Origin of the sequence: Gordonia sp. CPCC 205333 (assembly GCF_048537885.1) — a bacterium.
Taxonomy (GTDB): domain Bacteria; phylum Actinomycetota; class Actinomycetes; order Mycobacteriales; family Mycobacteriaceae; genus Gordonia.
Window position 1 is genome coordinate 863196 of sequence record NZ_JBCLVI010000003.1, and the last position, 24889, is coordinate 888084.

Annotated in this window: 20 protein-coding genes and 1 riboswitch; of the genes, 16 read left to right on the forward strand and 4 right to left on the reverse strand. The window is 62.5% G+C overall.

From position 1 onward, the window contains the following. The first annotated feature begins 72 nt into the window (after positions 1-72). The 5 genes from AAFP29_RS14125 to AAFP29_RS14145 are packed head-to-tail and all read left to right on the forward strand — an operon-like array spanning position 73 to position 4963. On the forward strand, positions 73-1155 hold the full coding sequence (locus AAFP29_RS14125; RefSeq protein WP_419217981.1) for a homogentisate 1,2-dioxygenase: 1083 nt from the start codon (positions 73-75) through the stop codon (positions 1153-1155). Positions 1156-1197: 42 nt separating this feature from the next. Further along, on the forward strand, positions 1198-2382 hold the full coding sequence (locus AAFP29_RS14130) for an alpha/beta hydrolase (protein WP_419217982.1): 1185 nt from the start codon (positions 1198-1200) through the stop codon (positions 2380-2382). 26 nt (positions 2383-2408) lie between these two features. Next, the gene (locus AAFP29_RS14135) at positions 2409-3620 is read left to right on the forward strand and encodes a CaiB/BaiF CoA transferase family protein (RefSeq protein WP_419218111.1); all 1212 of its coding nucleotides are present in this window, start codon (positions 2409-2411) and stop codon (positions 3618-3620) included. 26 nt (positions 3621-3646) lie between these two features. Further along, complete coding sequence (locus AAFP29_RS14140; RefSeq protein ID WP_419217983.1) at positions 3647-4246, forward strand: TetR/AcrR family transcriptional regulator; 600 nt, start codon at positions 3647-3649, stop codon at positions 4244-4246. Between the two features lie 54 nt (positions 4247-4300). After that, positions 4301-4963 (forward strand): pyridoxine/pyridoxamine 5'-phosphate oxidase, encoded by a 663-nt coding sequence (locus AAFP29_RS14145; RefSeq protein WP_419217984.1) that lies wholly within the window; start codon positions 4301-4303, stop codon positions 4961-4963. A 9-nt stretch (positions 4964-4972) separates the two neighbouring features. Here the strand turns inward: AAFP29_RS14145 and AAFP29_RS14150 are convergent, their stop codons facing one another. Both AAFP29_RS14150 and AAFP29_RS14155 read right to left on the reverse strand, forming a co-directional pair. Further along, on the reverse strand, positions 4973-5755 hold the full coding sequence (locus tag AAFP29_RS14150; protein WP_419217985.1) for an enoyl-CoA hydratase: 783 nt from the start codon (positions 5753-5755) through the stop codon (positions 4973-4975). A 431-nt stretch (positions 5756-6186) separates the two neighbouring features. Beyond that, on the reverse strand, positions 6187-6651 hold the full coding sequence (locus AAFP29_RS14155) for an acyl-CoA thioesterase (RefSeq protein WP_419217986.1): 465 nt from the start codon (positions 6649-6651) through the stop codon (positions 6187-6189). A 180-nt stretch (positions 6652-6831) separates the two neighbouring features. On the opposite strand from AAFP29_RS14155, the gene AAFP29_RS14160 reads away from it, so the two are divergent. Continuing rightward, positions 6832-7449 (forward strand): GNAT family N-acetyltransferase, encoded by a 618-nt coding sequence (locus AAFP29_RS14160; RefSeq protein WP_419217987.1) that lies wholly within the window; start codon positions 6832-6834, stop codon positions 7447-7449. 65 nt (positions 7450-7514) lie between these two features. Beyond that, complete coding sequence (locus AAFP29_RS14165) at positions 7515-8966, forward strand: NAD(P)/FAD-dependent oxidoreductase (protein ID WP_419217988.1); 1452 nt, start codon at positions 7515-7517, stop codon at positions 8964-8966. A gap of 114 nt (positions 8967-9080) precedes the next feature. On the opposite strand, the gene AAFP29_RS14170 is transcribed toward AAFP29_RS14165, so the two are convergent. Then, complete coding sequence (locus AAFP29_RS14170; protein WP_419217989.1) at positions 9081-9506, reverse strand: PaaI family thioesterase; 426 nt, start codon at positions 9504-9506, stop codon at positions 9081-9083. Positions 9507-9742: 236 nt separating this feature from the next. On the opposite strand from AAFP29_RS14170, the gene AAFP29_RS14175 reads away from it, so the two are divergent. From AAFP29_RS14175 to AAFP29_RS14215, 9 genes are all read left to right on the forward strand, one after another. Further along, complete coding sequence (locus tag AAFP29_RS14175; RefSeq protein ID WP_419217990.1) at positions 9743-10141, forward strand: BlaI/MecI/CopY family transcriptional regulator; 399 nt, start codon at positions 9743-9745, stop codon at positions 10139-10141. A gap of 57 nt (positions 10142-10198) precedes the next feature. Beyond that, positions 10199-11155, forward strand: a complete 957-nt coding sequence (locus AAFP29_RS14180; RefSeq protein WP_419217991.1) for a M56 family metallopeptidase — start codon at positions 10199-10201, stop codon at positions 11153-11155. Between the two features lie 79 nt (positions 11156-11234). Further along, entirely contained in the window at positions 11235-12707 is a 1473-nt protein-coding gene (gene gndA / locus AAFP29_RS14185; RefSeq protein ID WP_419217992.1) for an NADP-dependent phosphogluconate dehydrogenase, read from the forward strand. Continuing rightward, entirely contained in the window at positions 12708-14144 is a 1437-nt protein-coding gene (locus AAFP29_RS14190) for a GuaB1 family IMP dehydrogenase-related protein (protein WP_419217993.1), read from the forward strand. Between the two features lie 7 nt (positions 14145-14151). Beyond that, on the forward strand, positions 14152-15576 hold the full coding sequence (locus AAFP29_RS14195) for a hemolysin family protein (RefSeq protein ID WP_419217994.1): 1425 nt from the start codon (positions 14152-14154) through the stop codon (positions 15574-15576). After that, the gene (locus tag AAFP29_RS14200; protein WP_419217995.1) at positions 15573-16649 is read left to right on the forward strand and encodes a hemolysin family protein; all 1077 of its coding nucleotides are present in this window, start codon (positions 15573-15575) and stop codon (positions 16647-16649) included. Before AAFP29_RS14195 ends, AAFP29_RS14200 begins: the two co-directional genes overlap by 4 nt. Position 16650: 1 nt before the next feature. Next, positions 16651-17772 carry a 3-methyladenine DNA glycosylase gene (locus tag AAFP29_RS14205; RefSeq protein ID WP_419217996.1) on the forward strand — a complete coding sequence of 374 codons (1122 nt, stop codon included), beginning with the start codon at positions 16651-16653 and terminating at the stop codon, positions 17770-17772. Positions 17773-17951: 179 nt separating this feature from the next. Beyond that, positions 17952-20120 (forward strand): malate synthase G, encoded by a 2169-nt coding sequence (locus tag AAFP29_RS14210; RefSeq protein ID WP_419217997.1) that lies wholly within the window; start codon positions 17952-17954, stop codon positions 20118-20120. Positions 20121-20148: 28 nt separating this feature from the next. Further along, entirely contained in the window at positions 20149-21321 is a 1173-nt protein-coding gene (locus AAFP29_RS14215; RefSeq protein WP_419217998.1) for a hypothetical protein, read from the forward strand. 401 nt (positions 21322-21722) lie between these two features. On the opposite strand, the gene gcvP is transcribed toward AAFP29_RS14215, so the two are convergent. Then, a complete protein-coding gene (gene gcvP, locus AAFP29_RS14220; protein WP_419217999.1) occupies positions 21723-24581 on the reverse strand; it encodes an aminomethyl-transferring glycine dehydrogenase in 2859 nt (952 codons plus the stop codon). A gap of 185 nt (positions 24582-24766) precedes the next feature. Next, positions 24767-24868, reverse strand: a riboswitch (glycine riboswitch). Positions 24869-24889 lie beyond the last annotated feature (21 nt).

Here is a 24889-nt window from a genome sequence, read left to right on the forward strand (position 1 = left end):
TCAGATTCAGTTTTCTGACCAAAGACCGACGCGATGCCGATCGTTGCCCGGGTGCCACACCGAGGAGTTTTGATGGAATCGTTCGTCCACTTGCGCCGGGGCGTCACGCCGCGCCGGGTCCATGCCGACCTCGACGGGCTCAAAGACGACGAACTCGGACGCAACGGATTCACCGGGCGCACCGCTCATCTTTACCGGCGCAATGATCCAACCGAGTATCGATCAGCTGGCCCCCTGCGTCCTATCGACGCCCAATGCGCCGACCTGACTCCCACCGACGCCGAAGACCCCCGCGGCGAACCAATGTTGTTGTTCCACAACGACGATTGTCGAATCTCGCTGAGTCGACGCACCACGCAGATGCCATTTCATCTCAGACATATCGACGGCGATCTGCTGATCTTCGTGCACGAAGGCAATGGCGTCTTTGAGACCGAGATGGGGCCGCTGGACTACCGCCCCGGCGACTGGGTGTATCTACCGAAAGCCTTGACCTACCGGCAGATTCCCGACAATCAGTCGTATCTGTTCATGATCGAGGCGACCGAGGAGTTCCGCGTACCGCCAGCTGGCACGCTCGGCCGCCACTTCCCTTTCGACCCCGCACAGGCAACCATCCCCGAACCCGCTCCCGTCGACGACGACGGTCGCGAAGAATACGAAGTACGACTGGTGCACCACGGCGGACCGTCGTCAATCTTCTACCGGCACAACCCCATTGACGTAGTCGGTTGGCGGGGCGACAACGTTCCGTTCACCTTCAACATCGCTGACTACACCTCGATCGGCTCGGAATCGGTTCACCTCCCGCCAACCGTGCATCTGTTCATGCAGGCAACCGGTGTCTACGTGATGAACTTCCTGCCCCGGCGCGCGGAAACAGTTGCCGGTACCGAACGAACGCCCTGGTACCACCGCAATGTCGATTTCGACGAAGTCGCCTTCTTTCACGGCGGCGCGATCACCGGCGTCGACATGCCGCCGGGGCTGCTCGCTCATGCACCGCAGGGGATGCATCACGGCGCACCGGAGAAGGCACGGGAACGGGCTCGACGCCGATTCGACGTGGACGAACGGATCGAATGGAAAGTCATCTCCATTGATACCCGACGTCGTCTTACGCCATCGGAGGCCCTGCTGGCGCATGCCAACTGAACCCGCCTGCCACCACATCAGGTCTATCCGATAGGAATTTCGATGTCGAACGCCGTCACCCGCTCCTACCAGCGCATCCCATACCTGGTGATGTTCGAGGACACCTCGCCATACCGAGACACTTACGGCGGCGTCTCCGAACACGTTGTGCTGGAAAGCTTTCTGCTCAAGCCGACCGAATATGACAGCGACACCGCGATCGTGTTCATGCATCCGATCGGTGGCGGCGCCTACCTACCGATGATGACAGGGTTGGCCAAGGCCGGGCATCATGTCATTTACTGCAACAGCCGGTATCGCGGCGTCGACTCAGCACTGCTGATGGAAAAGGTGGCCCAGGATCTCGGCGCATGCGTGCGAGATGCCAAGACCCGGTTGGGGTATAAGAAGATCGTGTTGGCCGGCTGGAGTGGCGGCGGATCGCTATCGATCTTCTATCAGCAGCAGGCCCAGCACCCGACGATCACGGCGAGCCCATCCGGCGACGGCCCCGACCTCACCAGATGTGATCTCATCCCGGCCGACGGCCTCATGTTGCTCGCGGCTCATATCAGCCGTCATGGAACTCTTACCGAATGGCTTGACCCGTCGATACTCGACGAATCCGATCCGTCAGTGCGCGACCCGGAACTCGATCTCTACAACCCGGACAATCCCAATCAGCCGCCATATAGCGAGGAATTTCTACAGCGATACCGCGCCGCGCAGATCGCACGCAATCGCAGGATCACCGTGTGGGTGAAAGCCAAACTGGCACAGCTGAAGTCCGACGGCCGCTCACTGGACGAGTATGGCTTCATCGTGCACGGCACGATGGCGGACCCGCGCTGGCTCGACCCGAGCGTTGACCCCAACGACCGTCAACCCGGTACGTGTTATCTCGGCGATCCGCGAGTGGTCAACATGGGACCGGTTGGCCTGGCTCGATTCGCCACGCTGCGCGGCTGGCTATCACAGTGGAGCTATGACGACGCGCGCGCCGACGGAGTCGCTTGTGGACACGATATCGCGGTACCGACGCTCGTCGTCGGGAATATGGCCGACGACGCATGCACGCCAAGTCACACTCGGCGGCTCTACGAGGCTATCGGCCATCGAGATAAGGAGATTCACGAAATCCCCGGTGCGACACACTATTACGCAGGCCACGGTCAACGGGAGGCACTGGCTCATGCAGTCGGCATCATCACCGACTGGCTTGTGAAACGAGACTTTGCGAGTCTGTAGCGGTGACGATTCACGACGATTCCACAATGTCGGCGATGCCGACCGGCCCGCTCGACGGCATTCGCGTGCTGGAACTGGGCACGTTGATCGCCGGACCGCATGCCGCTCGCCTGCTCGGCGATATGGGTGCCGACGTGATCAAGATAGAGCCGCCCGACCGCCCCGACCCGATCCGCACCTGGGGCGAAGCCGAGATCGACGGCCATCGTTTCTATTGGACTGTTCACGCGCGCAACAAGAAAGCGATCACCCTGAACCTGCGCTCTGAACGCGGGCGGCAGTTGCTACTCGATCTCGTCGACGATGCCGACATCATCGTCGAAAACTTTCGTCCCGGGACGCTCGAACGACTGGGGCTGGGCTACGAGCAACTGCGGGCACGCAACCGGGGAATCATCCTGGTGCGGGTGTCGGGTTACGGACAGACCGGTCCCGATGCAACTCGCGCCGGTTACGCATCAGTCGCCGAAGCCGCCAGTGGGTTGCGCCATATCAACGGATATCCCGGCCAACTGCCGCCGCGGCTGTCGCTATCGCTCGGCGACACTCTAGCCGGCATGTACGCGGCGCAGGGTGCCCTAGCCGCGCTGTATCGACGAACGGTAACCGGCGAAGGGCAGGTCGTGGATACGTCATTGCTGGAATCATGTGTGGCGGTTCAGGAATCGACAATCGCAGATTACGCGATGGGGGGCGTGGTACGCGGGCCGTCGGGCACCCGACTCAACGGCATTGCGCCGTCGAACCTCTACCCCACCGCCGATGGGACGCATGTCATCATCGCCGCCAACCAGGACAGTGTCTTCGCTCGTCTCTGCGCAGCGATGGGACAGCCCGAATTGGCCACCGACGACCGCTTCTGTGATCACACTGCGCGAGGGCGCAATCAAGATGAGATCGACGATCTCATCGGAGTGTGGTCTGTTCAGCATTCGGCGGCAGAACTCAGCGAAATCCTCAGTGCCGCAGGAGTTGTCGTGGGTCCGGTAAACACCGTCGCCGAGGTATTCGCAGATCCGCATCTACGGGCACGGGATATGATCACCCCGCATTTCGACAAGCGGACCGGCCGCGAGGTACTCGGGCCGGGCATCGTGCCGAAGTTCTCGGCGACACCTGGGCGAGTCCGAAACGCCGGTCCGCCAACCCCCGGTTCGGATAACGCCGGTGTGTACGGGCAGTTATTGGGTCTGTCGGCCGACCAGGTAGCCGCGTTGGCAACCGACGGAGTGATCTGACATGGCATCGGACAACGCAGGGCCTCATGGCTGCCGGTGCTAAAGGGCGTCGAACCGAGGCAGCATTTCACGCCGCTGCACGCGAGGTCTTCGCACGGGACGGTTACCTGAATGCGAAGATCGCCGATATCGCCGACGTCGCGGGCCGCTCGGCGGCGTCGTTCTACAACTACTACGACAACAAGCAGCGACTGCTCGAAGCACTACTCGACCGGTTCACTGACGATGTGCTGTCGCGGACCGGCGAACAAGTCACTCGCGATCTAGAACAGGACATCGAAGCCGCGGTTCGCGTGTACTTCGAGACGTACCGCGAATATGTTCCCGAGATGATTGGGGCGTTTCAGCTGTCGATGACCGATCCGCAATTCGCCGCGTGGTGGTCAACCCGCAGGATGGAGGGCATCAACGGTGTGCTGGCTGTGGTGCGGTCGGTGGAACGCAAGGGTATCGACGTCGGACTGGACCGCAATGTGTTCGCGTCGGCGATCGTGTCGATGATGGAATCATTCTGCTGGACCTGGTACGCCAGTGCCGGTGAACTCAAGCTCGCGCGTCCCGACGACGACGAGGCCATCCGGACAGTCAGCGAGATCTTCCGACGTGCGCTATATCCGCGAGATTGACTCATCCGAATTCACCCGGTCCCCTTGATCGACGGCATATGCCAGAATCGGATAGTGGCACAACAGGAATCGATTCGAAGCGTGCTGAGAGGTCTGCCGGTGTTGGCAGCAATTCCACCCGAGTTCGACCTCTCGTCGGCACCGGATGACCCGATCAGTCTGTTCAGTGCGTGGTTCAGAACTGCCGTCGAAGCCGGTGTCCGCGAACCACATGCGATGACCCTGTCCACCACGGATTCGTGTGGTGTGCCCGATGCGCGAGTCTTGATTCTCAAAGACATCGATGCGGACGGGTGGCATTTCGCGATCAGTACGGCCAGCCGCAAAGGCGCCGAGTTGGCGGCGAATCCGTTTGCCGCACTGACCTTCTACTGGTCAGAACTCGTCCGGCAAGTACGTATTCGAGGGCAAGTTACGCCGGATCGGCGAGCTGTGAGCGAAGCAGACTTTCGGGCACGTTCGAATGAGTCACGTGCACTGGCGCTCACCCGACGACAGAGTCAGGCGGTAGACACTCCCACCGATCTGGACGAGGCGGTCGAGAAGGCCCACCGAGATCTACAAGTCGACCCAGATTTGGTACCCGCTGAATGGGTGTCCTATGCGGTGCGGCCGCAAAGCGTCGAATTCTGGCAAGCTGATTCAGCACGTCGCCACCGCCGGCTCAATTATGAACGCGCCCCACATGGCTGGACGCGATCAGTCCTGTGGCCCTAGTAACGAGGCTCAGTTGAGTTGTGCGCGTCCACGTTCGATAACTGACTTCGCATCCTTGGCGACGTTGCCACCTTCCGGGCTGTCCAGCCACGCCGTCGCGGTCGCGGCTTCGATATCCACCTGGGGAGCGAGCACATGGCCTTGAACTCGACGGTAGGAGCCGAGGAGAGTCCGCACGGCCGACTGATTGTTCGACGCGATATCGGAGGCCAATTGCCTTGCGGTCGAAAGTAATTCGTCGTGCGGAACGACTTCGGTCACCAGGCCGTTGGCCAGTGCCGTCGATGCGTCGACGAAGTTGCCGGACAGACTCATCCGTCGGGCGAAACCAAAGCCGACAGCCTCCGGCAAGCGTGCGGTAAGCCCCCACAGCGGCATAATTCCGACGCGGGCATGGGTGTCGGCAAATCGCGCACGGTCGGAGGCGATGAGAATGTCGCATCCCAGGGCCAATTCGAGTCCACCGGTGACCGCCGCACCGTTAATGGCGCCGATGATGGGCTTGCTGATCGGAGTCCACGGGTGGCCGGTCGGCGCATCCCCGGCACCGGTCCCATCCGAATCACCCATATTGTCCCACCCGCCTTCGGCGCCGATCACTCGTAGGTCGACACCCGCGCAGAAGGCGGGGTCGGCACCGGTGAGGATGATGACCGAGACCTCGGGATCGGCGTCGGCCGTTGCCATCTGCGCTTGGATCTCGGCAATCAGCTGTGGCGTCAACGCATTTCGCGAATCCGGACGGTTGAGCGTAAGGGTGAGGACGGCGTCTGATTTCTCGGCGAGAAGCATAGTTGGATGGTAGCGGGACTGTCGGCGCGCGAAGCCGGAACTGCGGCATGTCCGTCGGTTTGCGAGCGCGAGTTTAATAGTGTTGGGCACGTTGGGAATTCAGGTCGCCGGGTCTCGATACACCCGTCTCGGCTAACGCCTCGCCGGGCACTCGACCAGCAGAAGCGGGCAACTCGACACGCGCCTCGCCGGGCACTCGACCAGCAGAAGCGGGCAACTCGACACGCTCCTCGGCACTCGACCAGCAGAAGCGGGCTCTCAGCCGGCGGCGGTGGCGATCGGCGATCTTCCGCTGGTCGAGTGCCGAGGAGCGCTAGCGACGAGGTGTATCGAGACCCCGCGACCACACTTCGCCAAGTACGCGATCGCGGGCGCCGACATACGCCCGACCAGCAAGAACGGTACCCAATACCGCACCTCGGTTGAGCTGACTAATGTCGGAATTTCACCGGGGCGCCGTGATGTTCTTCGAGAATCGCGCGAATGGGGTCCGGGATCGGTGTCGGCCGGCCTGAATTCGCGTCGATCACAACGAGCGTCGTTTGCGCCACCGCACATGTCGTACCGGTGGGATCGACCAAGGTGTAGCCGAACTGGAAGGAGGCAGTGCCGATTCGACTGACTCGACCGAGAATCCGTACCGGCTCGGGGGTGTACGCCAACGGCGAGTGATATTCGATGTCCTGTCGGGCGACCAACATCGAAATATTCTCCCGGCGCGCACCGAACCACTCGGCGAAGGCTCGCACTCGTGCCTCTTCGAAGAGTCGCGCTACCTGCACGTTGTTGACATGCGCCAATGAATCCATGTCGCCCCAACGCAGGTGGATCAGCAACTCGAACTGATCGGGGTCCGCACTGGCGGAAGTCGAACTTGCGGAAGACGAATCGGCCATGACTGATGACAGTAGGACATCGCCACTGCCGCCCGACAGCGCGCCTGTCGGCTGGCACCCGACTCACGCCGCGAAGATAGTGGGCACAGCCCGGACAACGTCGTACACTTACGGTTCGGTTCCCGCTCGGCCTTTGTCGATGCCGCGGACACGCATTCACCCTGACCGCTGGGAGGCACGTTGTTCATCGGCACTCCCCGGCTGCGTATCGCGCCGGTGACCGACGCCGACGTCGACGATCTCCACATTCTGGACAGCGACCCCTCGGTGATGCGATTCGTCAATGGCGGAATTCCCACTCCCCGCCGTGATGTAGCCGACTGGGTGATTCCCCGAGCAGAGGCCGAGTTCTCCGCATACGGCACCGGACTCTGGACTATTCGCAGGCGAGCTGGCGACGCCTTCGTCGGGTGGGTCTCTCTGCGCACCCCGCGCCATAGCAACAGGAGCGAGTTGGAGCTGTCCTACCGGTTGCGCAGCGACGGTTGGGGCCGTGGGATCGCGACCGAAGCCACCAGTGTTCTAGTCGCGATGTCCTTCGAACAGCTTGGGACGCAACGGATCTTCGCCAGCACCCTCGCAATGAATACCGCCTCGCGGCGAGTGATGCAAAAGCTCGGTATGCGCCTATCGGCGATCCACATCAGCGACGAGCAGATTCTGTCCGGCTTCGAGCGCGACGAAGTGGAATACGAATTGATGCGTGAGCATTGGTTGAACCGACTCCCCCGTCATGCGTCGCGCCCGCCTGCGGATCGGACATCGTGGCCACCTAAACACGCGCGACACTCTGCCTAACGATACCGTTGACGCATGGGCCCCACCCGGCTCTCCACGCCCAGCGATAGGAAGATGTTCGCCATATGAGCACCCCTACTGAGAAAGCATCCGCCCGGCACCACGTTGTAATCGTCGGGTCCGGATTCGGCGGCTTATTCGCCGCACAGCGCCTGAAGAAGGCCGACGTCGATGTCACCATCATCGCGCGGACTACTCAGCACCTGTTCCAGCCGATGTTGTACCAGGTCGCGACCGGTATCGTGTCCGAGGGAGAGATCGCTCCCGCGACTCGGATCGTATTGCGAAAACAACGCAATGCGCGGGTTTTGCTGGGCGATGTCAACAAGCTCGACCTGAAGAACAAGATCGTGACGTCGAAACTTCTCGAACGCATCACCGAGACCCCCTACGACAGTCTGATCATCGCGGCCGGTGCCGATCAGTCATATTTCGGCAACGATCATTTCGCCGAATATGCCCCGGGCATGAAGACCATCGACCACGCACTCGAGCTACGCGGTCGTATCCTCGGCGCATTCGAACAGGCCGAATTGTCCAACGACCCGGCTGAGCGCGACAAACTACTGACTTTCGTCGTCATCGGTGCCGGACCGACCGGCGTCGAGCTGGCCGGGCAGATCGCCGAGATGGCGAATAAGACTCTCAAGGGCAGCTTCCGCAATATCGATCCGACCCAGGCCAAGGTCATTCTGCTCGACGCGGCGCCCGCCGTTCTCCCACCGTTCGGCGAGAAACTCGGCAAGAAGGCCGCCGCACGCCTGGAGAAGTTGGGTGTCGACATTCAGCTGAACGCGATGGTCGTCGATCTTGACTATGACGGCATGGTGGTCAAAGAAAAGGACGGCAGCACACGCCGTATCGAATCGCAGTGCAAAGTGTGGTCGGCCGGAGTTCAGGCCAGCCCGCTTGGTAAGCAACTCTCGGAGCAGTCCGGGGTGGAATTGGACCGCGCGGGCCGCGTCAAAGTTCTTCCTGACCTGTCGATTCCCGACAACCCGAATGTCTTCGTCGTCGGCGACATGATGGCCGTCGACGGAGTGCCCGGTGTCGCCCAGGGCGCGATCCAGGGTGGCCGGTACGCCGCAGATGCCATCAAAGCTGAACTGACCGGTGGTCAAACACCAGATCAGCGCAAGCCATTCAGTTACTTCGACAAAGGTTCGATGGCTACCGTGTCCCGATTCAGCGCCGTCATGCAGGTGCCGATTCCGGGCACCAAGAAGAAGTTCGAGACCGAAGGCTACTTCGCCTGGCTCGGTTGGCTGGCTTTGCACCTGGTGTATCTCGTCGGCTTCCGCAACCGCCTCAACACCATCGTCAACTGGTTCTTCGCATTCAGTACGCGTGGTCGAGCGCAGCTGGCGATTACCGAACAGCAGGTCTACGCACGCACCGCGCTCGGCCACCTGAGTGAGTTGGCCAAGAAATCAGAGATCGAGATCGAAGCGGATATCGACGCCGAGCAGGAAGCTGCGCGGACAGCGGCCGCCGAGAAAGAGTCCGAGGCGAGTTAACTCACCGGGGCTCGATGGTCCGCACAACAGCAATCGGCTCGTACGACGGGAACTTCCCGGGGTACGAGCCGATTGTCGTGATGTGCGCGTACTCGCTGTATGCGTACTCGCCGCCTAGGCCAGGTTCTGTAGCCGTACCCTCGACGTCGCCAGCAGCTGACCCGCGTCGTCGGACATGTCGACCTGCCACAGTTGCTGGCGCTTACCCCGGTGCACCGGCGTCGAGCGGGCGGTGATCACGCCCGACGGAACTGATTTGAGGAAGTCGGTGCTGTTGTTGACACCCACGGCTTTGCCGCCGAGTCCGGCGTCGATCAGCCAGACGACTCCCGAAATACTCGCGACACTCTCCGCGATCGCGCAGTAGACGCCACCGTGGACGATGCCGTATGGCTGATGATGTTTCGGATCGATCGTCATCTGGGCCACGACTTCATCGGGTGTGGCCGATGTCACCTCAAGTCCGAGAGTCGCGTCGAAGCCGACCGCCTTCAAATCAGCCGCCGAGAAAGTCTGTCCGTCGTTACTGTCTGCACTCATAGTGTGAAGTTACCCAGGGCGGACTTGGCGTCTGCCACGGGTGTCGGAAACGTCGGGCACAAAATCGGCAGGCCCCACGTTAATGAAAACGTGGGGCCTGCCGTGGCGTGGACCGGGGGTCTCTGCAGCCCTCAGGACTCTCTCGCGGTCCGCGTAGTTATTAATGTAGGCTAGCCTTACCAACCTGTCAACCCCACACGCACACCGAATTCGCCGAGACGGAGAACATCAGTAAAATGAGAAGAATGAATGGATTGGGTGAGCTCGAGCGCGCGGTCATGGACACCCTGTGGGCCAGTCCGGACGCGCAGACCGTGCGACAAGTGCACGAGACGCTGTCGCAGGATCGATCACTCGCCTACACCACAGTGATGACCGTGCTGCAACGCCTGGCCAAGAAGAACTTGGTCACACAGATCAGGGACGATCGGGCTCACAAATACGCCGCGACCCACCCCCGCGAGGATCTCGTCGCCAATCTCATGGTCGACGCTCTGTCGGAGGCTGACGCCCCCGGTTCACGCCATGCCGCACTCGTGTCCTTCGTCGGCCGTGTCGGCGCGGACGAGGCCGCCGCTCTTCGTCGTGCGCTCGATCAACTCGAAGCGTCGCAACGTCCCTATAAATCCGACTAGTCTCTTGGGTACACCGCAACGTGTACCCAAGACTCTCCAGCCCAAGGAACTGACCACATGACCGCCCTGCTCTTCGGCATCCTTACCGTGGTGCTGGTCGGTCCCGTTCCCGAGATGCTGTCGAGAGCAGCCTGGCCCCTGCGCACACCACGTGCGGCGATGGTCCTCTGGCAGTCCGTCGCACTTGCCGCAGTATTGTCCGCGTTCAGTTGCGGACTCGCGATCGCAGCCAATCTGTTGGCCCCGGGCCCCGATGGCGCTCCGACAACCAACCCACTCGACGAAATCAATCGGCTGGGACTCCCGCTGTGGCTGATCTACGTCAGTGTCTTCATCCTTACCCTGGTAGTCGGCGCGCGAATGCTCTACACCACCATCCGTGTGGGTGCCCGCACTCGCGCCCGCCGCACCGCACATCGCCAACTCATCGATCTGCTCGACCGGGTGGACCGCCGCGAAGCCGAGGCGTCCAATCCGCTCTCCGCGCGCGACGTGCGGATGATCGAGGTAGAACAACCGCTCGCCTACTGTCTTCCCGGCCTGCGCCAACGTGTGGTGATCAGCGAAGGCGTCGTCACCCGACTATCGGTCGACGAACTGACCGCAGTCATCGTGCATGAACGTGCTCACCTACGCGCCCGTCACGATCTGGTTCTCGAAGCATTCATCGCACTGCAAGAGGCATTCCCACGGTTCGTGCGCAGCAGTTCAGCGCTCGGTGCCGTCGAGTTGCTCGTCGAAGCACTCGCCGACGACCAAGCCGTGAAAGCAACCACGCCGACGACACTCGGCCGTGCACTGGTCGCCTGTGCCGATGCAGTCGCACCGCGCGGCGCGATGGCGGTCGGCGGACCTACCACGCTCACACGCATCACGCGGCTCGCTGATACACCCTCGACTCGACTCACGCTGGTGGTCTATCTGGCCGCCGCCGCCATCTTGGTGGTGCCCACGTTGGCAGTCGCCATCCCCTGGCTGACCGAACTGTCCCGACTGATAGCAGCAGCGAATTGACTCTCCACCACCACCGGATCTTCCGGTTTGGTGAACCTCCCTGGGGCAGACGCGAATGCGAGGCAATAGGCTAGCTGTCATGAACTCGCCTTCATCGTCTGCCACCCCGTCATCCGTCCCCACCGGGACCGCACAGATCGGCGTCACCGGTCTCGCGGTCATGGGTTCTAATATCGCCCGCAACTTCGCCCGCAACGGCTATACCGTCGCCCTGCATAACCGCAGCATCGGCAAAACCGACGCGCTGCTGGAGAAACACGGCGCCGACGGCGATTTCGTTCGGACCGAGACTGTCGAGGAATTCGTCGGCGCACTCGAACGCCCACGACGCGTCCTGATCATGGTCAAGGCGGGCGACGCCACCGACGCCGTCATCAACGAGCTCGCCGACGCAATGGAGCCCGGCGACATCATCATCGACGGTGGCAACGCGCTCTACACCGACACCATCCGCCGGGAGGCAGCACTTGCCGAACGCGGTTTGCTCTTCATCGGCGCGGGAATATCCGGCGGCGAGGAAGGTGCGCTCAACGGACCGTCGATCATGCCCGGCGGCCCGGCCGAGTCATACAAGTCGGTCGGCCCGATGCTGGAAAAGGTTGCGGCACAAGTAGATGGCGAGCCGTGTTGTACCCATATCGGCGCTGACGGCTCGGGCCACTTCGTCAAGATGGTGCACAACGGCATCGAATACGCAGACATGCAGCTGATCGGCGAGGCCTATGACCTGATGCGCCGCGCGCTTGATCTGCCGGTCGCCGAGATCGCCGACGTCTTCCGCGAGTGGAACACCACCGAACTGGAGAGCTACCTGATCGAGATCACCGCCGAGGTGCTCTCCCAGGTCGATGCCGAAACCGGCAAGCCGCTCGTCGACGTGATTGTCGACGAAGCTGGCCAGAAGGGCACCGGTCGCTGGACGGTCAAGGCCGCCCTCGACCTTGGCATTCCGACCACCGGCATCGCCGAAGCTGTTTTCGCCCGCGCACTGTCGAGTTCCACTAATCAGCGCAAAGCCGCCCAAGGGCTGGCGTCGGGTTCACTGTCGGGTGCGCCGACCGATACGAAGGCTTTCGTCGAGGACATCAAGGCTGCGCTGTACGCGTCCAAGGTTGTCGCCTACGCCCAGGGATTCGACGAAATCTCCGCTGGCAGTGCCGAATACGGCTGGAATGTCGACCGCGGCTCGCTTGCCACCATCTGGCGTGGCGGCTGCATCATCCGCGCTCAGTTCCTCAACCGAATCCGCGAAGCATATGCGACCAACTCCGAGCTCCCCAGTTTATTGCTCGCACCGTACTTCCGCGACGCAGTGGAAGACGGTATCGACGCATGGCGTCGCGTAGTCGCCACCGCAACCACCATGGGTGTTCCGGTGCCGGCATTCGCATCGTCGCTGTCGTACTACGACGGCCTGCGCAGCGAGCGGCTACCCGCCGCCCTTACTCAGGGGCTGCGCGACTACTTCGGCGCACACACCTACCAGCGAGTCGACAAGCCCGGCACGTTCCACACCCTGTGGAGCGAAGACAGAAGTGAGGTTTCGGAGTAAGTGCAGTTTCTCGAAGGCCATCGTCCCGACCATGACCTGACCTACGACGACCTGTTCATCGTCCCTAACCGGTCCGATGCGGCGTCACGCTTCGACGTCGATCTATCGACATCCGACGGCACCGGAAACACGATTCCGATCGTGGTGGCCAATATGACCGCGGTCGCCGGCAAGCGGATGGCCGAAACGGTCGCGCGCCGTGGCGGATTGGTGGTCCTCCCCCAGGACCTACCGATTCCCGCGGCATCCGAGGCGATCGCCTTCGTGAAATCACGGCACCTCGTCGCCGACACCCCGGTCACTCTGACCCGGAACAATTCGGTGGCCGACGCACTGGCATTGATACCCAAACGAGCGCACGGAGTCGCAGTCGTCATCGACGACGATGGCAAACCAATCGGCTTGGTCAGCGAAAAGCACTGCCGCGATATGGACCGCTTCACTCGGGTGAGCGAAGTGCTCGATCCCGATCTGGTCAGCATGAGCATCGACACCCCGGCCCGCGAGATCTTCGACGCCGTCGCCGAACTCCACGTCGGCCTGGCGGTGCTGACCGCGAAGGACGGTACCCTCGCCGGAGTGTTGACTCGCGTCGGCGCATTGCGCGCGGGCATCTACGAACCCAACGTCGACGCCGACGGTCACCTGCGTATCGCTGCGGCGGTCGGCATCAACGGCGACGTCGTGGGTAAGGCCCGCGCACTTGCCGATGCCGGCGCCGATGTTCTGGTGATGGATACCGCTCACGGTCATCAGGAGAAAATGATCACCGCGCTGGAATCGGTGGCCGCACTGGAGTTGGGCCTGCCGATTGCTGCGGGCAACGTCGTCTCAGCGGCGGGAACTCGCGATCTGGTCAATGCCGGCGCGACGATTGTCAAAGTCGGCGTCGGCCCTGGCGCCATGTGCACCACCCGGATGATGACCGGCGTCGGACGTCCGCAGTTCTCCGCCGTCGTCGAATGTGCCACTGCTGCAAGAGAACTCGATGCACACGTGTGGGCTGATGGCGGCGTTCGGCACCCGCGTGATGTCGCACTCGCGTTGGCCGCCGGCGCATCGAACGTGATGATCGGTTCATGGTTCGCTGGCACTTATGAGTCCCCCGGCGATCTGAAACGCGACGAACGCGGCTTCTACAAGGAGAGTTTCGGCATGGCGTCAAAGCGTGCCGTCGCGGCACGGTCGGCCTCCGATAGCGCCTTCGACCGCGCACGTAAGAGCTTGTTCGAAGAGGGCATCTCATCGTCGCGGATCCGCCTTGACCCCGCCCGACCGAGCGTCGAAGACCTCATCGACCAGATATGCGCCGGTGTGCGGAGCACCGCGACGTACACCGGAGCACGCAGTCTGGCCGAGTTACACGAAAAGGTTGTGCTCGGAATTCAGTCCGCCGCCGGTTTCGCCGAAGGCCGCCCGCTCCCAGGAGGCTGGTAAAACCATCGTGGACATCGCGCTGTACATCCTCGGCGTGGTCGGGTTCATTGCCCTGACATTGGGAACCGCACTGTTCGTAGCGTCGGAGTTCTCGCTGACCGCGTTGGAGCGGTCGACGATCACCGACGACGTCGCCACCCGTGGCGATCGACGTTCACGGCAGGTGGAACGCGCCCACAAGACCTTGTCGTTCCAGTTGTCGGGCGCCCAACTGGGTATCACGATCACGACCCTGATCACCGGTTATATCGCTGAGCCCGTGGTTGCGACGGCGATCCGCCCATTGTTGGAACTCGCGCATCTACCCGACGCGGCTGTCACTGCGGTGGCACTGATCATCGCGTTGGTCATCGCAACCTCATTGTCGATGGTGCTCGGCGAACTCATCCCGAAGAATCTCGCGATCGCCCGTCCGATGGATGTCGCGCGAGCGACTGCGGGCGCTATGTCGGCTTTCTCGGCGATCTTCCGGTGGGCCATCAACGGCCTCAACGGCACCGCCAACTTGATCGTCCGACGGTTGGGGATCGAGCCGGCCGAAGAGTTGCGCTCGGCCCGCTCACCGCAGGAATTGGGTTCGCTGGTGCGCAATTCGGCGCGGCACGGATCCATTGACTCGACGACGGCCGCGCTGGTCGACCGATCGTTGCGGTTCGGCGAACTAACTGCCGAAGATCTGATGTCCCCGCGGGTGACAGTCGAATGCCTCGACGGCGACGAGACCATTCGAGATCTGATCACTGCATCGGCGCGGACCGGGCATTCCCGCTTCCCGATCGTGATCGACGGCGACCTGGATAACCTGCTCGGCATCGTGCACATCAAACAGGCGTTCACTGTCGCTCCCGAAGCGCAACGCAGCACGACGCTGGCGAGTATCGCCCGACCAGTTACCACAGTGCCCACCAGCCTCGACGGCGACGCGGTGATGGATCAGTTGCGCGCCGACGGCCTGGAAGTCTGCGTGGTCATCGACGAATACGGCGGTACAGCTGGAATCGTGACCACCGAGGATGTCATCGAAGAGATCGTCGGCGATGTGACCGACGAACACGACAACGAACGCGCCGACGTCACCCGCGACGGCGCCGGCTACCAATGTGCCGGACTTCTCCGGCTCGATGAGCTGACCGACGCGATCGGCTACCGCGCTCCCGAAGGGGCATATGACACGCTCGGCGGTCTGGTGATGTTCTGCCTCGGTCGAATCGCGGCAGTCGGCGACAGCGTTGAACTTCCGACGGCCGAATATGGTGCCGATCATGGCGAGGGCCGCGAGCAGTCGGGGACAGAAGACCACGACCCTGCGCAGCCTCGCTGGCTGGCAACCGTCGCCACGATGGACGGACGTCGAATCGATGTCGTGTCGCTCCAGCCGCTCGGAGCCGATACACCCGAGGCCTCGGCTGACGACGGGAAGGCAACACGATGAGCGACCTGTGGGGAGTTGTTCTGACCGTCGTGTTGCTTGCGGGCAACGCCTTTTTCGTCGCCGCCGAGTTTTCCCTAATTTCGGCGCGACGGGACCGGCTCGAAGCGCTGGTCGAAAGCGGAAAAGCGCGGGCGCGCACGGTTATTCGCGCTTCTGAGCATTTAAGCCTCATGCTCGCGGCCGCGCAGTTGGGTATCACGATCTGCTCGATTCTGCTCGGTCGCGTCGGTGAGCCCGCCGTCGCGCATCTGATCGAAAAGCCGCTGGAGTGGGTGCATATTCCGGAGAGTTTCCTGCACCCGATCGCATTCACCATCGCGTTGTCGCTGGTCGTCGTGCTTCACATCTTGCTCGGCGAGATGGTGCCGAAGAATATCGCCCTGGCCGGGCCGGAGTCGTCGGCGATGCTGCTGGTTCCGATCCATCTTGCGTTTATCAAGGTGGCTCGCCCGCTGATCGCCTTCTATAACTGGCTGGCGAATATCAGTCTGCGGGCGTTGCGCGTGGAACCGAAGGACGAGTTGGACGCCACGGTCTCCACCGGCGAGCTGGCACAGATGATCGGCGAATCGAAGGCCGAGGGACTGATCGACGCCGAAGAGCATGAACGACTCACGCGTGCTCTGGAGAGTGTGGGCCGGACGGTATCGGAAGTGATGATCCCGCTGGAAAGCCTGCGGTCGGTGCAGGCCCGGCGTGACCCGACGACCGGTGGTGTCGGCCCCCGCCTCGGATCGGTGGAGCGCGCGGTATCTGACACCGGCTTCTCTCGTTTCCCGGTGCGCTCACCGAATGGCACCTACACGGGATATCTGCACCTCAAGGATGTTCTGGAGGACATCCTCGACGAACAGATCGGCCCGGACACAATCATCGGCATCGACAAAATCCGGCCGCTGCCCGTGTTATCGGCGACAACTCCGATCGATGAGGGCACCTCCGCACTGCGGCGAACCAGTTCTCATCTGGGGGCTGTGGTGGACGACTCCGGGCGCACCATCGGTGTAGTCGCGCTGGCCGATTTGGTGGAGGAAGTCGTCGGCACCGTCCGCGACGAGACGAACCGGTTGTGAGATGAACTCGTCGACGACCGATGTCCCGACGCTGATGTCCGCTGATTCCTGGCGCGACGCCGCACTGCGGCATCGAGCCCGTGTCGACGAATTGATCGGCGACTACCTGGCTGCACGACGTCGTGGCGCCACCCATCCAGTGATCGACTTCCTGTTCACCTATTACCCCTACCGGCCGGTCCTGTTGCAGCGGTGGCATCCGGGATTCGGGGTGGTGCTCGCCGAGGGGCCTGAACGTAGCCACCCGTATGCGGAGCAGCGCGGGTATGAGCGCGTCGACGGCGGTGTCACCGTTTCGCGGGCGTATCTGCGCAAACGATCGACGACGATCGCCTACACCGGGGAGTTGTTGTCGGCCACCGCATCTCGGCCGGCACGGTTGGGGTGTTTTGGTTTACACGAGTGGGCAATGGTCTACGGCGCCGGGAGCGCAGCGAGCGGGCCAAATGTCACCGGCGCCGGGAGCGCAGCGAGCGGGCCAAATGTCACCGGCGCCGGGAGCGCAGCGAGCGGGCCAAATGTCACCGGCGCCGGGAGCGCAGCGAGCGGGCCAAATGTCACCGGCGCCGGGAGCGCAGCGAGCGGGCCAAATGTCACCGGCGCCGGGAGCGCAGCGAGCGGGCCAAATGTCACCGGCGGCGGGAGCGTTGCCGCCCCTCGGCATTCGGTGCCGCTGCGATTGGGCGCGGTCGGCACGGACGAGGTTGTCGAGTCGATGTCGTTGCAGTGCACGCACTATGACGCGTTTCGGTTCTTCACCGAACCCGCAGTCGGGCGTAATGCTGCGGAATTGACGCGCGCTTCGCAGGTCGATCGTGAGCAGCCCGGTTGTCTGCATGCCTCGATGGACTTATATCGGTTGGCGGCGAAGTTGATGCCGCTGCTTGATTCGGATCTGCTCTTGCGCACTTTCGAACTCGCCTATGCGGCGCGAGAGATCGACATGCGCGCCAGTCCCTACGATCTGCGCGCCTACGGCTACCGTCCCATCGCGATCGAGACTGCGGCCGGTCGCGCGGAATATGTTCGTGCGCAAACCGTTGTAGCGGAGCAGGGTTCGCGTTTGCGGACTGAGCTGCTACATCACATCTCCCAGTTGCGATCGGCCATGTCACACCCCTGAAGTTACTTGCCGGTAGCTGACTGGGAGGTGTTGGGAACTGCGGAAACAGTTCCGAGTAGCATAAGTGGCGGCTTCAGCGCACCGCAGCGTGTACTCGGCGGAACGCTGTCGTCGTCGATCATTTCAAGGCTGCGCGGGGCGTCGGGTTCGACGCGCTCGCCGGGCACAGAAAGGCTGTCATGTCGCAACGCGTCACCGTCCATGGTCTGCAGGTCGCTCCCGTTCTCTACGACTTCGTCAACAATCAGGCGCTGCCGGGCACCGGAGTAGATCAGGACGCGTTTTGGGCCGGTGCCGCATCGGTCATCAACGAGCACGGCCCGCGTAACCGCGAACTTCTCGCCGTGCGTGATGACCTGCAGGCGAAGATTGACGCCTGGCATCGGGATCACCAGACTCTCGACTTCGCCGAGTACAAGGCATTCCTGACGGAGATCGGCTATCTCGTCGATGAACCTGCCGATTTCGCCATCGGCACCGAGAATGTCGACATCGAAATCACCAACACGGCCGGGCCGCAGCTGGTGGTGCCGATCCTCAACGCACGTTTCGCACTGAACGCGTCGAACGCCCGCTGGGGTTCGCTGTACGACGCGCTGTACGGCACCGACGCGATCCCCGAGACCGATGGCGCCGAAAAGGGCAAGTCGTACAACAAGATTCGCGGCGATAAGGTCATCGAGTTCGCAAAGGCGTTCCTGGACAAGGCTGTTCCGCTGGAGCATGGTTCACACGCGGACGCCACAAAGTACGTGGTCGATGGCGACAGGGTCACCGTTGTACTCGGAGACGACACCGATACGACAACCTTCGCCGATCCAGCCGCATTCGCCGGCTTCCAGGGCGACGCGCTCGCCCCCAAGTCGATTCTGTTGCGCCACAATGGCCTTCACTTGGAAATCCAGATCGACGCTTCGTCGCCGATCGGATCTACCGACGCCGCAGGCGTCAAAGATGTACTCGTCGAGTCCGCGATAACCACAATCATGGACTTCGAGGATTCGGTCGCCGCGGTCGACGCCGACGACAAGGTGCTCGGCTACCACAACTGGCTGGGCCTGAACAAGGGCGACCTGTCCGAGGAAGTCGCCAAGGGCGGCAAGACCTTCACCCGCGTGCTCAATCCGAACCGGACCTACACCGCGCCCGATGGCTCCGAGCTGGAACTGCACGGTCGCTCACTGTTGTTCGTGCGCAACGTCGGGCATTTGATGACCACCGACGCCATCCTCGACGCCGACGGCAACGAGATCGGCGAGGGCATCCTGGACGCGCTGATCACCTCGCTGATCGGCGTCCACGGATTGTCCGCCGAGGGTTTGCAGAACTCGCGCACCGGATCGATCTACATCGTGAAGCCGAAGATGCACGGCCCCGACGAGGTCGCGCTGACCGCTGATCTGTTCGGCTCCGTCGAGAAGGTGCTCGGGCTGCCCGAGAACACCATCAAGGTCGGCATCATGGACGAGGAGCGCCGGACCACGGTCAACCTCAAGGCCGCGATCAAGGCCGCTGAGAACCGCGTGGTCTTCATCAACACCGGCTTCCTCGACCGCACCGGCGACGAGATCCACACCTCGATGGAGGCTGGCGCGGTCGTGCGCAAGGCCGACATGAAACAGCAGACGTGGATCAAGGCCTACGAGGACTTCAACGTCGACACTGGCCTGCACGCGGGGCTGCAGCACAAGGCGCAAATCGGCAAGGGTATGTGGGCGATGCCCGATCTCATGCATGACATGCTGGAGCAGAAGATCGCTCACCCTAAGGCCGGCGCGAACACCGCGTGGGTGCCATCGCCGACTGCCGCCACCCTGCACGCGCTGCACTATCACGAGGTCGACGTTTTCGAGCGCCAGGATGACATCGCGAAACGCGAACCGGCATCGGTCGACGACGTGCTGACCATCCCGCTCGCGGCCAATACCAACTGGTCCGAGGCAGAAAAGCGCGAAGAACTCGACAATGATGCACAGTCGATCCTTGGCTACGTGGTCCGCTGGATCGATGCCGGGGTCGGCTGTTCCAAGGTTCCCGACATCCACGACGTCGCACTGATGGAAGACCGAGCGACACTACGAATCTCCAGTCAGTTGCTCGCCAACTGGCTGCGACATGGCATTGTGAGTGAAGACGACATCGTCGAAGCGCTCAAGCGGATGGCACCCGTGGTCGACCGGCAGAACGCCGGTGACCCCGACTACCGTCCGCTGGCCCCGGATTTCGATACCAACATCGCATTCCAGGCGGCCAAAGAGCTTATCCTCGAGGGCGCGAAGCAGCCGAGCGGTTATACCGAGCCGATCCTGCATCGCCGTCGTCGCGAATACAAGGCTGCCAACAACTGACGGCCTTATGCCTATAAGGAGTTAGTTGGTGGCCCACCACCGGACCGATGCGGGGCGCCGCGGAGTCAGTCGAGGACTGGTCTTCGCGGCGCTCTGCGTTATTTTGATCGTCGCCGCCGCAGTGGTGTGGTGGCAACTCGCCGAGCGCGTCGACAAGCAGGGTGATCAAGCGGCCGGGACGTGTGTCGAAGGCAAGACGGTGGTGCCGATCATCGTCGATCCGGATATCTCCGATGCCTTGCGCGGAATTGCCCAGTCGTACAACAAGACTCATCCGGTAGTTCGTGACCATTGCATCACCGTCGATATTCGGCCGGGCGATTCGCGGATCACGTACCAGGGTTTGACTGAGGCGCAATGGGATTCGTCGACGCTCGGTGCGTTCCCCGCTGCGTGGGTGCCGCAGTCGTCGGTGTGGACGTCGCAGTTGCAGGTGTCCAAGCCCACCCTGCTCGACGGCACGCCGGAGTCGCTGGTGACATCACCGGTCGTGCTGGCCGTGACACCCGAGTTCAAGGAAAAGGTCGACGGCAAGATCGAGTGGGGCCAGTTGCCTACCCTGGCGCGGACCGCTGGCAGTCTGTCTCGGTTCGGGCTCAACGGTTGGGGCGCATTACGACTCGCCATGCCGACCGGTCCGAATAGCGACCCGACCGCACTGGCGTCGCAGGCCGTGGCCACCGAGGTGACCCGCAGTCAGTCGCTGCTGACCACGTCCGATGCCGAATCGACACGCGTGCGATCGAGCATCCAGGTACTGCTCGACGAGGCACCCGCACTCGACGAGAATACGTCGGCGTGGGCCGCTGAAACCGTTGCGAATGGCAATGATCCGGCTAAGTCGAAGGTCCACGCCGTACCGATAACCGAAGCACAGTTGTACATCCTTAGCCGCGCGGGCAAGAGCGCGAATCTGCGGGAACTGTCCCCCGGCGGAATCTCGCCGTTAGCCGACTTCCCCATCACCCACCTTTCCGGTAACAAGGTGTCGACGGCACAGGCCGATGGCGTTGGGGAATTCTTTGCCTTTGTGCGTAAACCTGAGCAGATGAAAGAGTTGACAGCGTTGGGGTTCCGCGGTGATGCCGCGCTGCCGCAAGCGAATTCGACGGTTTCGTTCCCGGTTATCCCCAATCCGATGCCGGTGCCCGAGCCGGGTGCGGTGGCCGCGGTGAACAATGCGGTGTACGGAAAGCGCTGATCTTCCGACTCTGCGTCGTGAGCAGTTGCGAGGGAGGATCTCCCTTAGTTGGCGTCATACGGCAGTTTCAGCCGAGCAGGGCTGGAATCTGTAGCGCGACGCGATGCGAGGGAGGATCTCCCTTGGTCGACGTCGGTGCGCAGGTTTCAGCCCTGCTTGGCTGAAGTGGGCAACGCGAGCGCGTCCCGAGGCGACGTCGAGTAATCCGCGAAGATGTTTGCGTCCGACGATCCACCTCGCTTGTCGGAATCCACCTCGTTCAACATGTGAGGTGAGCGCCGGCAAACGCATGGATTAACTTGGCGGACAACGGGACCGCATGTCGGCGATGACTGGTTGCGAGGTCTCGATACACCGACCAGCCAATTTGACCGTCAAACCTCGAGCCGCGCCTGCGACCCCTACTCGGCGAAGGCCTCGATCGGCGGGCAGCTGCAGACCAGGTTCCGGTCGCCGAAGGCTCCATCGATACGACGTACGCCGGGCCAGACTTTGTCTCGACCACCGGCCGACGGCAGCCCGTTCGGATACACCGCCTCTTCCCGGGTGTACGGGTGATTCCATTCCGCGACAAGACATTCCGCCGTATGCGGGGCACCGCGCAACGGATTGTCATCGACCGGCCACTGCCCAGCCCCCACCTTTTCGATCTCGCCGCGGATGGCGATCATCGCGTCGATGAACGCGTCAATCTCATCGAGATTCTCACTCTCAGTTGGCTCGACCATCAACGTTCCGGCAACTGGGAAACTCATCGTCGGCGCGTGGAAACCGTAGTCCGCCAACCGTTTCGCGACGTCATCGACGGTCACGCCGGTCTCTTTGGTTAGCCCACGCAGATCGAGGATGCATTCGTGAGCCACGAAGCCGCTGTCCCCGGTGTAGAGGACCGGGTAAAACTCACCGAGGCGCCGGGCGATGTAATTGGCCGACGCGATCGCGGTCAACGTCGCGCGACGCAACCCATCCCCACCCATCATCGCGATATACGCGTAGGTGATCGGCAGAATCGACGCCGAGCCGTAGGGCGCAGCGGAAATGGTTAGGTCGCCCGGCAACTCGTCAGCCAGCGGGTGCCCCGGCAGGAATGGCGCAAGATGTTCGCCGACGCCGATCGGCCCGACCCCCGGTCCGCCACCGCCGTGCGGAATGCAGAACGTCTTATGCAGATTCAGATGGCTGACGTCACCGCCGAAATGTCCCGGACGAGCAACGCCGACAAGCGCATTCAAGTTCGCGCCATCGATATATACCTGACCACCGGCATCGTGGACGGCACCACAGATCTCGGTGATCTCGTGTTCGAAGACGCCATGTGTCGATGGGTAGGTGATCATGACCGCGGCGAGTTCATTGCCGTGGGCAGCGATCTTCTCTTTCAAATCCGCAGTGTCGACGTCACCGTTCTCCCGACACGCCACCACGATGACCTTCATACCCGCCATCACCGCCGACGCGGCGTTGGTGCCGTGAGCACTCGATGGGATGAGGCAGACAGTCCGCAGATCGTCGCCACGCGAAAGGTGATAGCGACGGATCGCCAACAGGCCGGCGTACTCCCCCTGCGATCCGGCGTTGGGCTGCAAGCTGATTCGGTCGTAGCCGGTGATGGTGGCCAACCACCCTTCCAGGGTGGTGATCAGTTCTCGGATGCCGACGGTGTCTCCGGTTGGCGCGAACGGGTGTAGTCCGGCGAATTCAGGCCAGGTGATTGGCTCCATCTCCGCGGTCGCGTTGAGTTTCATCGTGCATGACCCGAGCGGAATCATGCTGCGGTCCAACGCGATGTCCTTGTCGGACAGCTTGCGCAGGTAACGCAGCATCGCGGTCTCCGTGCGGTAGCGATGAAATGCTGGATGGGCGAGAAATTCCGAGCTTCGGTTGGCGATATCGGTGGCACCCGACGCGAGGTCGACGTCGAATGCGTTCAGAACCGCGGCCACATCCGAGTCGGTGGTCGTCTCGTCGCAGGCGATCGACAGATGGTCGGCATCCACACGCCACAGATTCACGCCGTTGACCTTCGCAGCAGCCACAACGGCGTCGGCGCGACCGGGTACCGATACGAGAACCGTGTCGAAGAAGTCTGCATGTACGACGGCATCGCCGAGAGATGCGGCGATGGTATCGGCATGCGCGTGGACACGTCGGGCAATCGCGGTGAGTCCATCGGGTCCGTGATAGCTCGCGTACATCGCGGCGACAACAGCCAGCAGCACCTGGGCGGTGCAGATATTGCTGGTGGCCTTCTCGCGGCGGATGTGCTGCTCACGCGTCTGCAGAGACAGCCGATAGGCGAGATTGCCGTCGTCGTCCTTCGAGACACCGACGAGACGGCCGGGCAGCTGACGAGCATGTTTGCTGTGGACTGACAAATAGCCGGCGTGCGGCCCGCCGAAGCCCATCGGAACACCGAAACGCTGGGTGGTGCCGAAGCAGGCATCTGCTCCTTGATCGCCGGGCGGGGTAAGCAGCGTCATCGCGAGCAGGTCTGCGCCGACGGCAACGAGCGCGCCACGGTCATGTGCCGCGGCGATGATCGGTTCGGCGTCGAAGATTCGGCCGGACGCGCCGGGCACCTGCGTAATGACACCGAAGAATTCGCCATCGGGCAAGCCCGAGTCGGCGGCAGTGGGATCCAGAGTCGCCTCGACAACGTCAATCCCCAGCGGTTCGGCGCGGGTGGTGATGACCGCTTTGGTCTGCGGATAAAGGTCGGCGTCGATGATCAGGCGCGGCGATTTGGATTTCCCGGCCCGCCGCAACAGGGTCATCGCCTCGGCAGCGGCCGTCGCCTCATCCAACATCGACGCGTTCGCGATCTCCATCCCGGTGAGGTCGGAGACCATCGTCTGGAAGTTGAGCAACGCCTCGAGGCGTCCCTGACTGATTTCCGGCTGATACGGCGTGTAGGCCGTGTACCAGGCCGGATTCTCGACGACATTGCGCAGAATGACGCCGGGGGTGTGGGTGTCGTAGTAGCCAAGACCGATCATCGAACGGTCGACGGTGTTCTTGGCGGCCAGAGCGGCGAGCGTGGCACCGACCTGGGGTTCGGAAAGTGCGGGCGGCAGGGCACCGAGCCCGTTCGCGCCAGCGGTGTCGGCGATGGTGGACGGCACAACCCTCACAGCCAACTCATCAAGGTCGGCCACACCGACAGCCGCCAGAATTCTGGCGGTCTCGCCAGCGTTGGGGCCGACGTGACGGTCGGCGAAGATCGCGGACTCGGACGATGGGAGGGAGGACTTGAGCGCCATGAGGGCAACCTCTCGCGAAGTCGATGCCCATGCGCACCGACGATAAGGGGCCCTCTCCCTCTGTCAATGCCGACTACTCGACGCCTGAGAGTTTCGGTCGCGCCGCTGCGCCCGGTAAGGGCAGACGACCACAACTTTTCACCGTGGGCGGACGCGCGGTGGGCGCGTCACTTTCCAGAGACATCGTCAACGCGACGGTCCAGGGTGCCTGAGAGATTGACGGAGAGGTGTTGCTCCTTCGGCGGCCGGATCCGAGTTACGGTCCAGCGCTCTCCCGCAGCGCAGCGATGCGTGTCAATACTAACCGC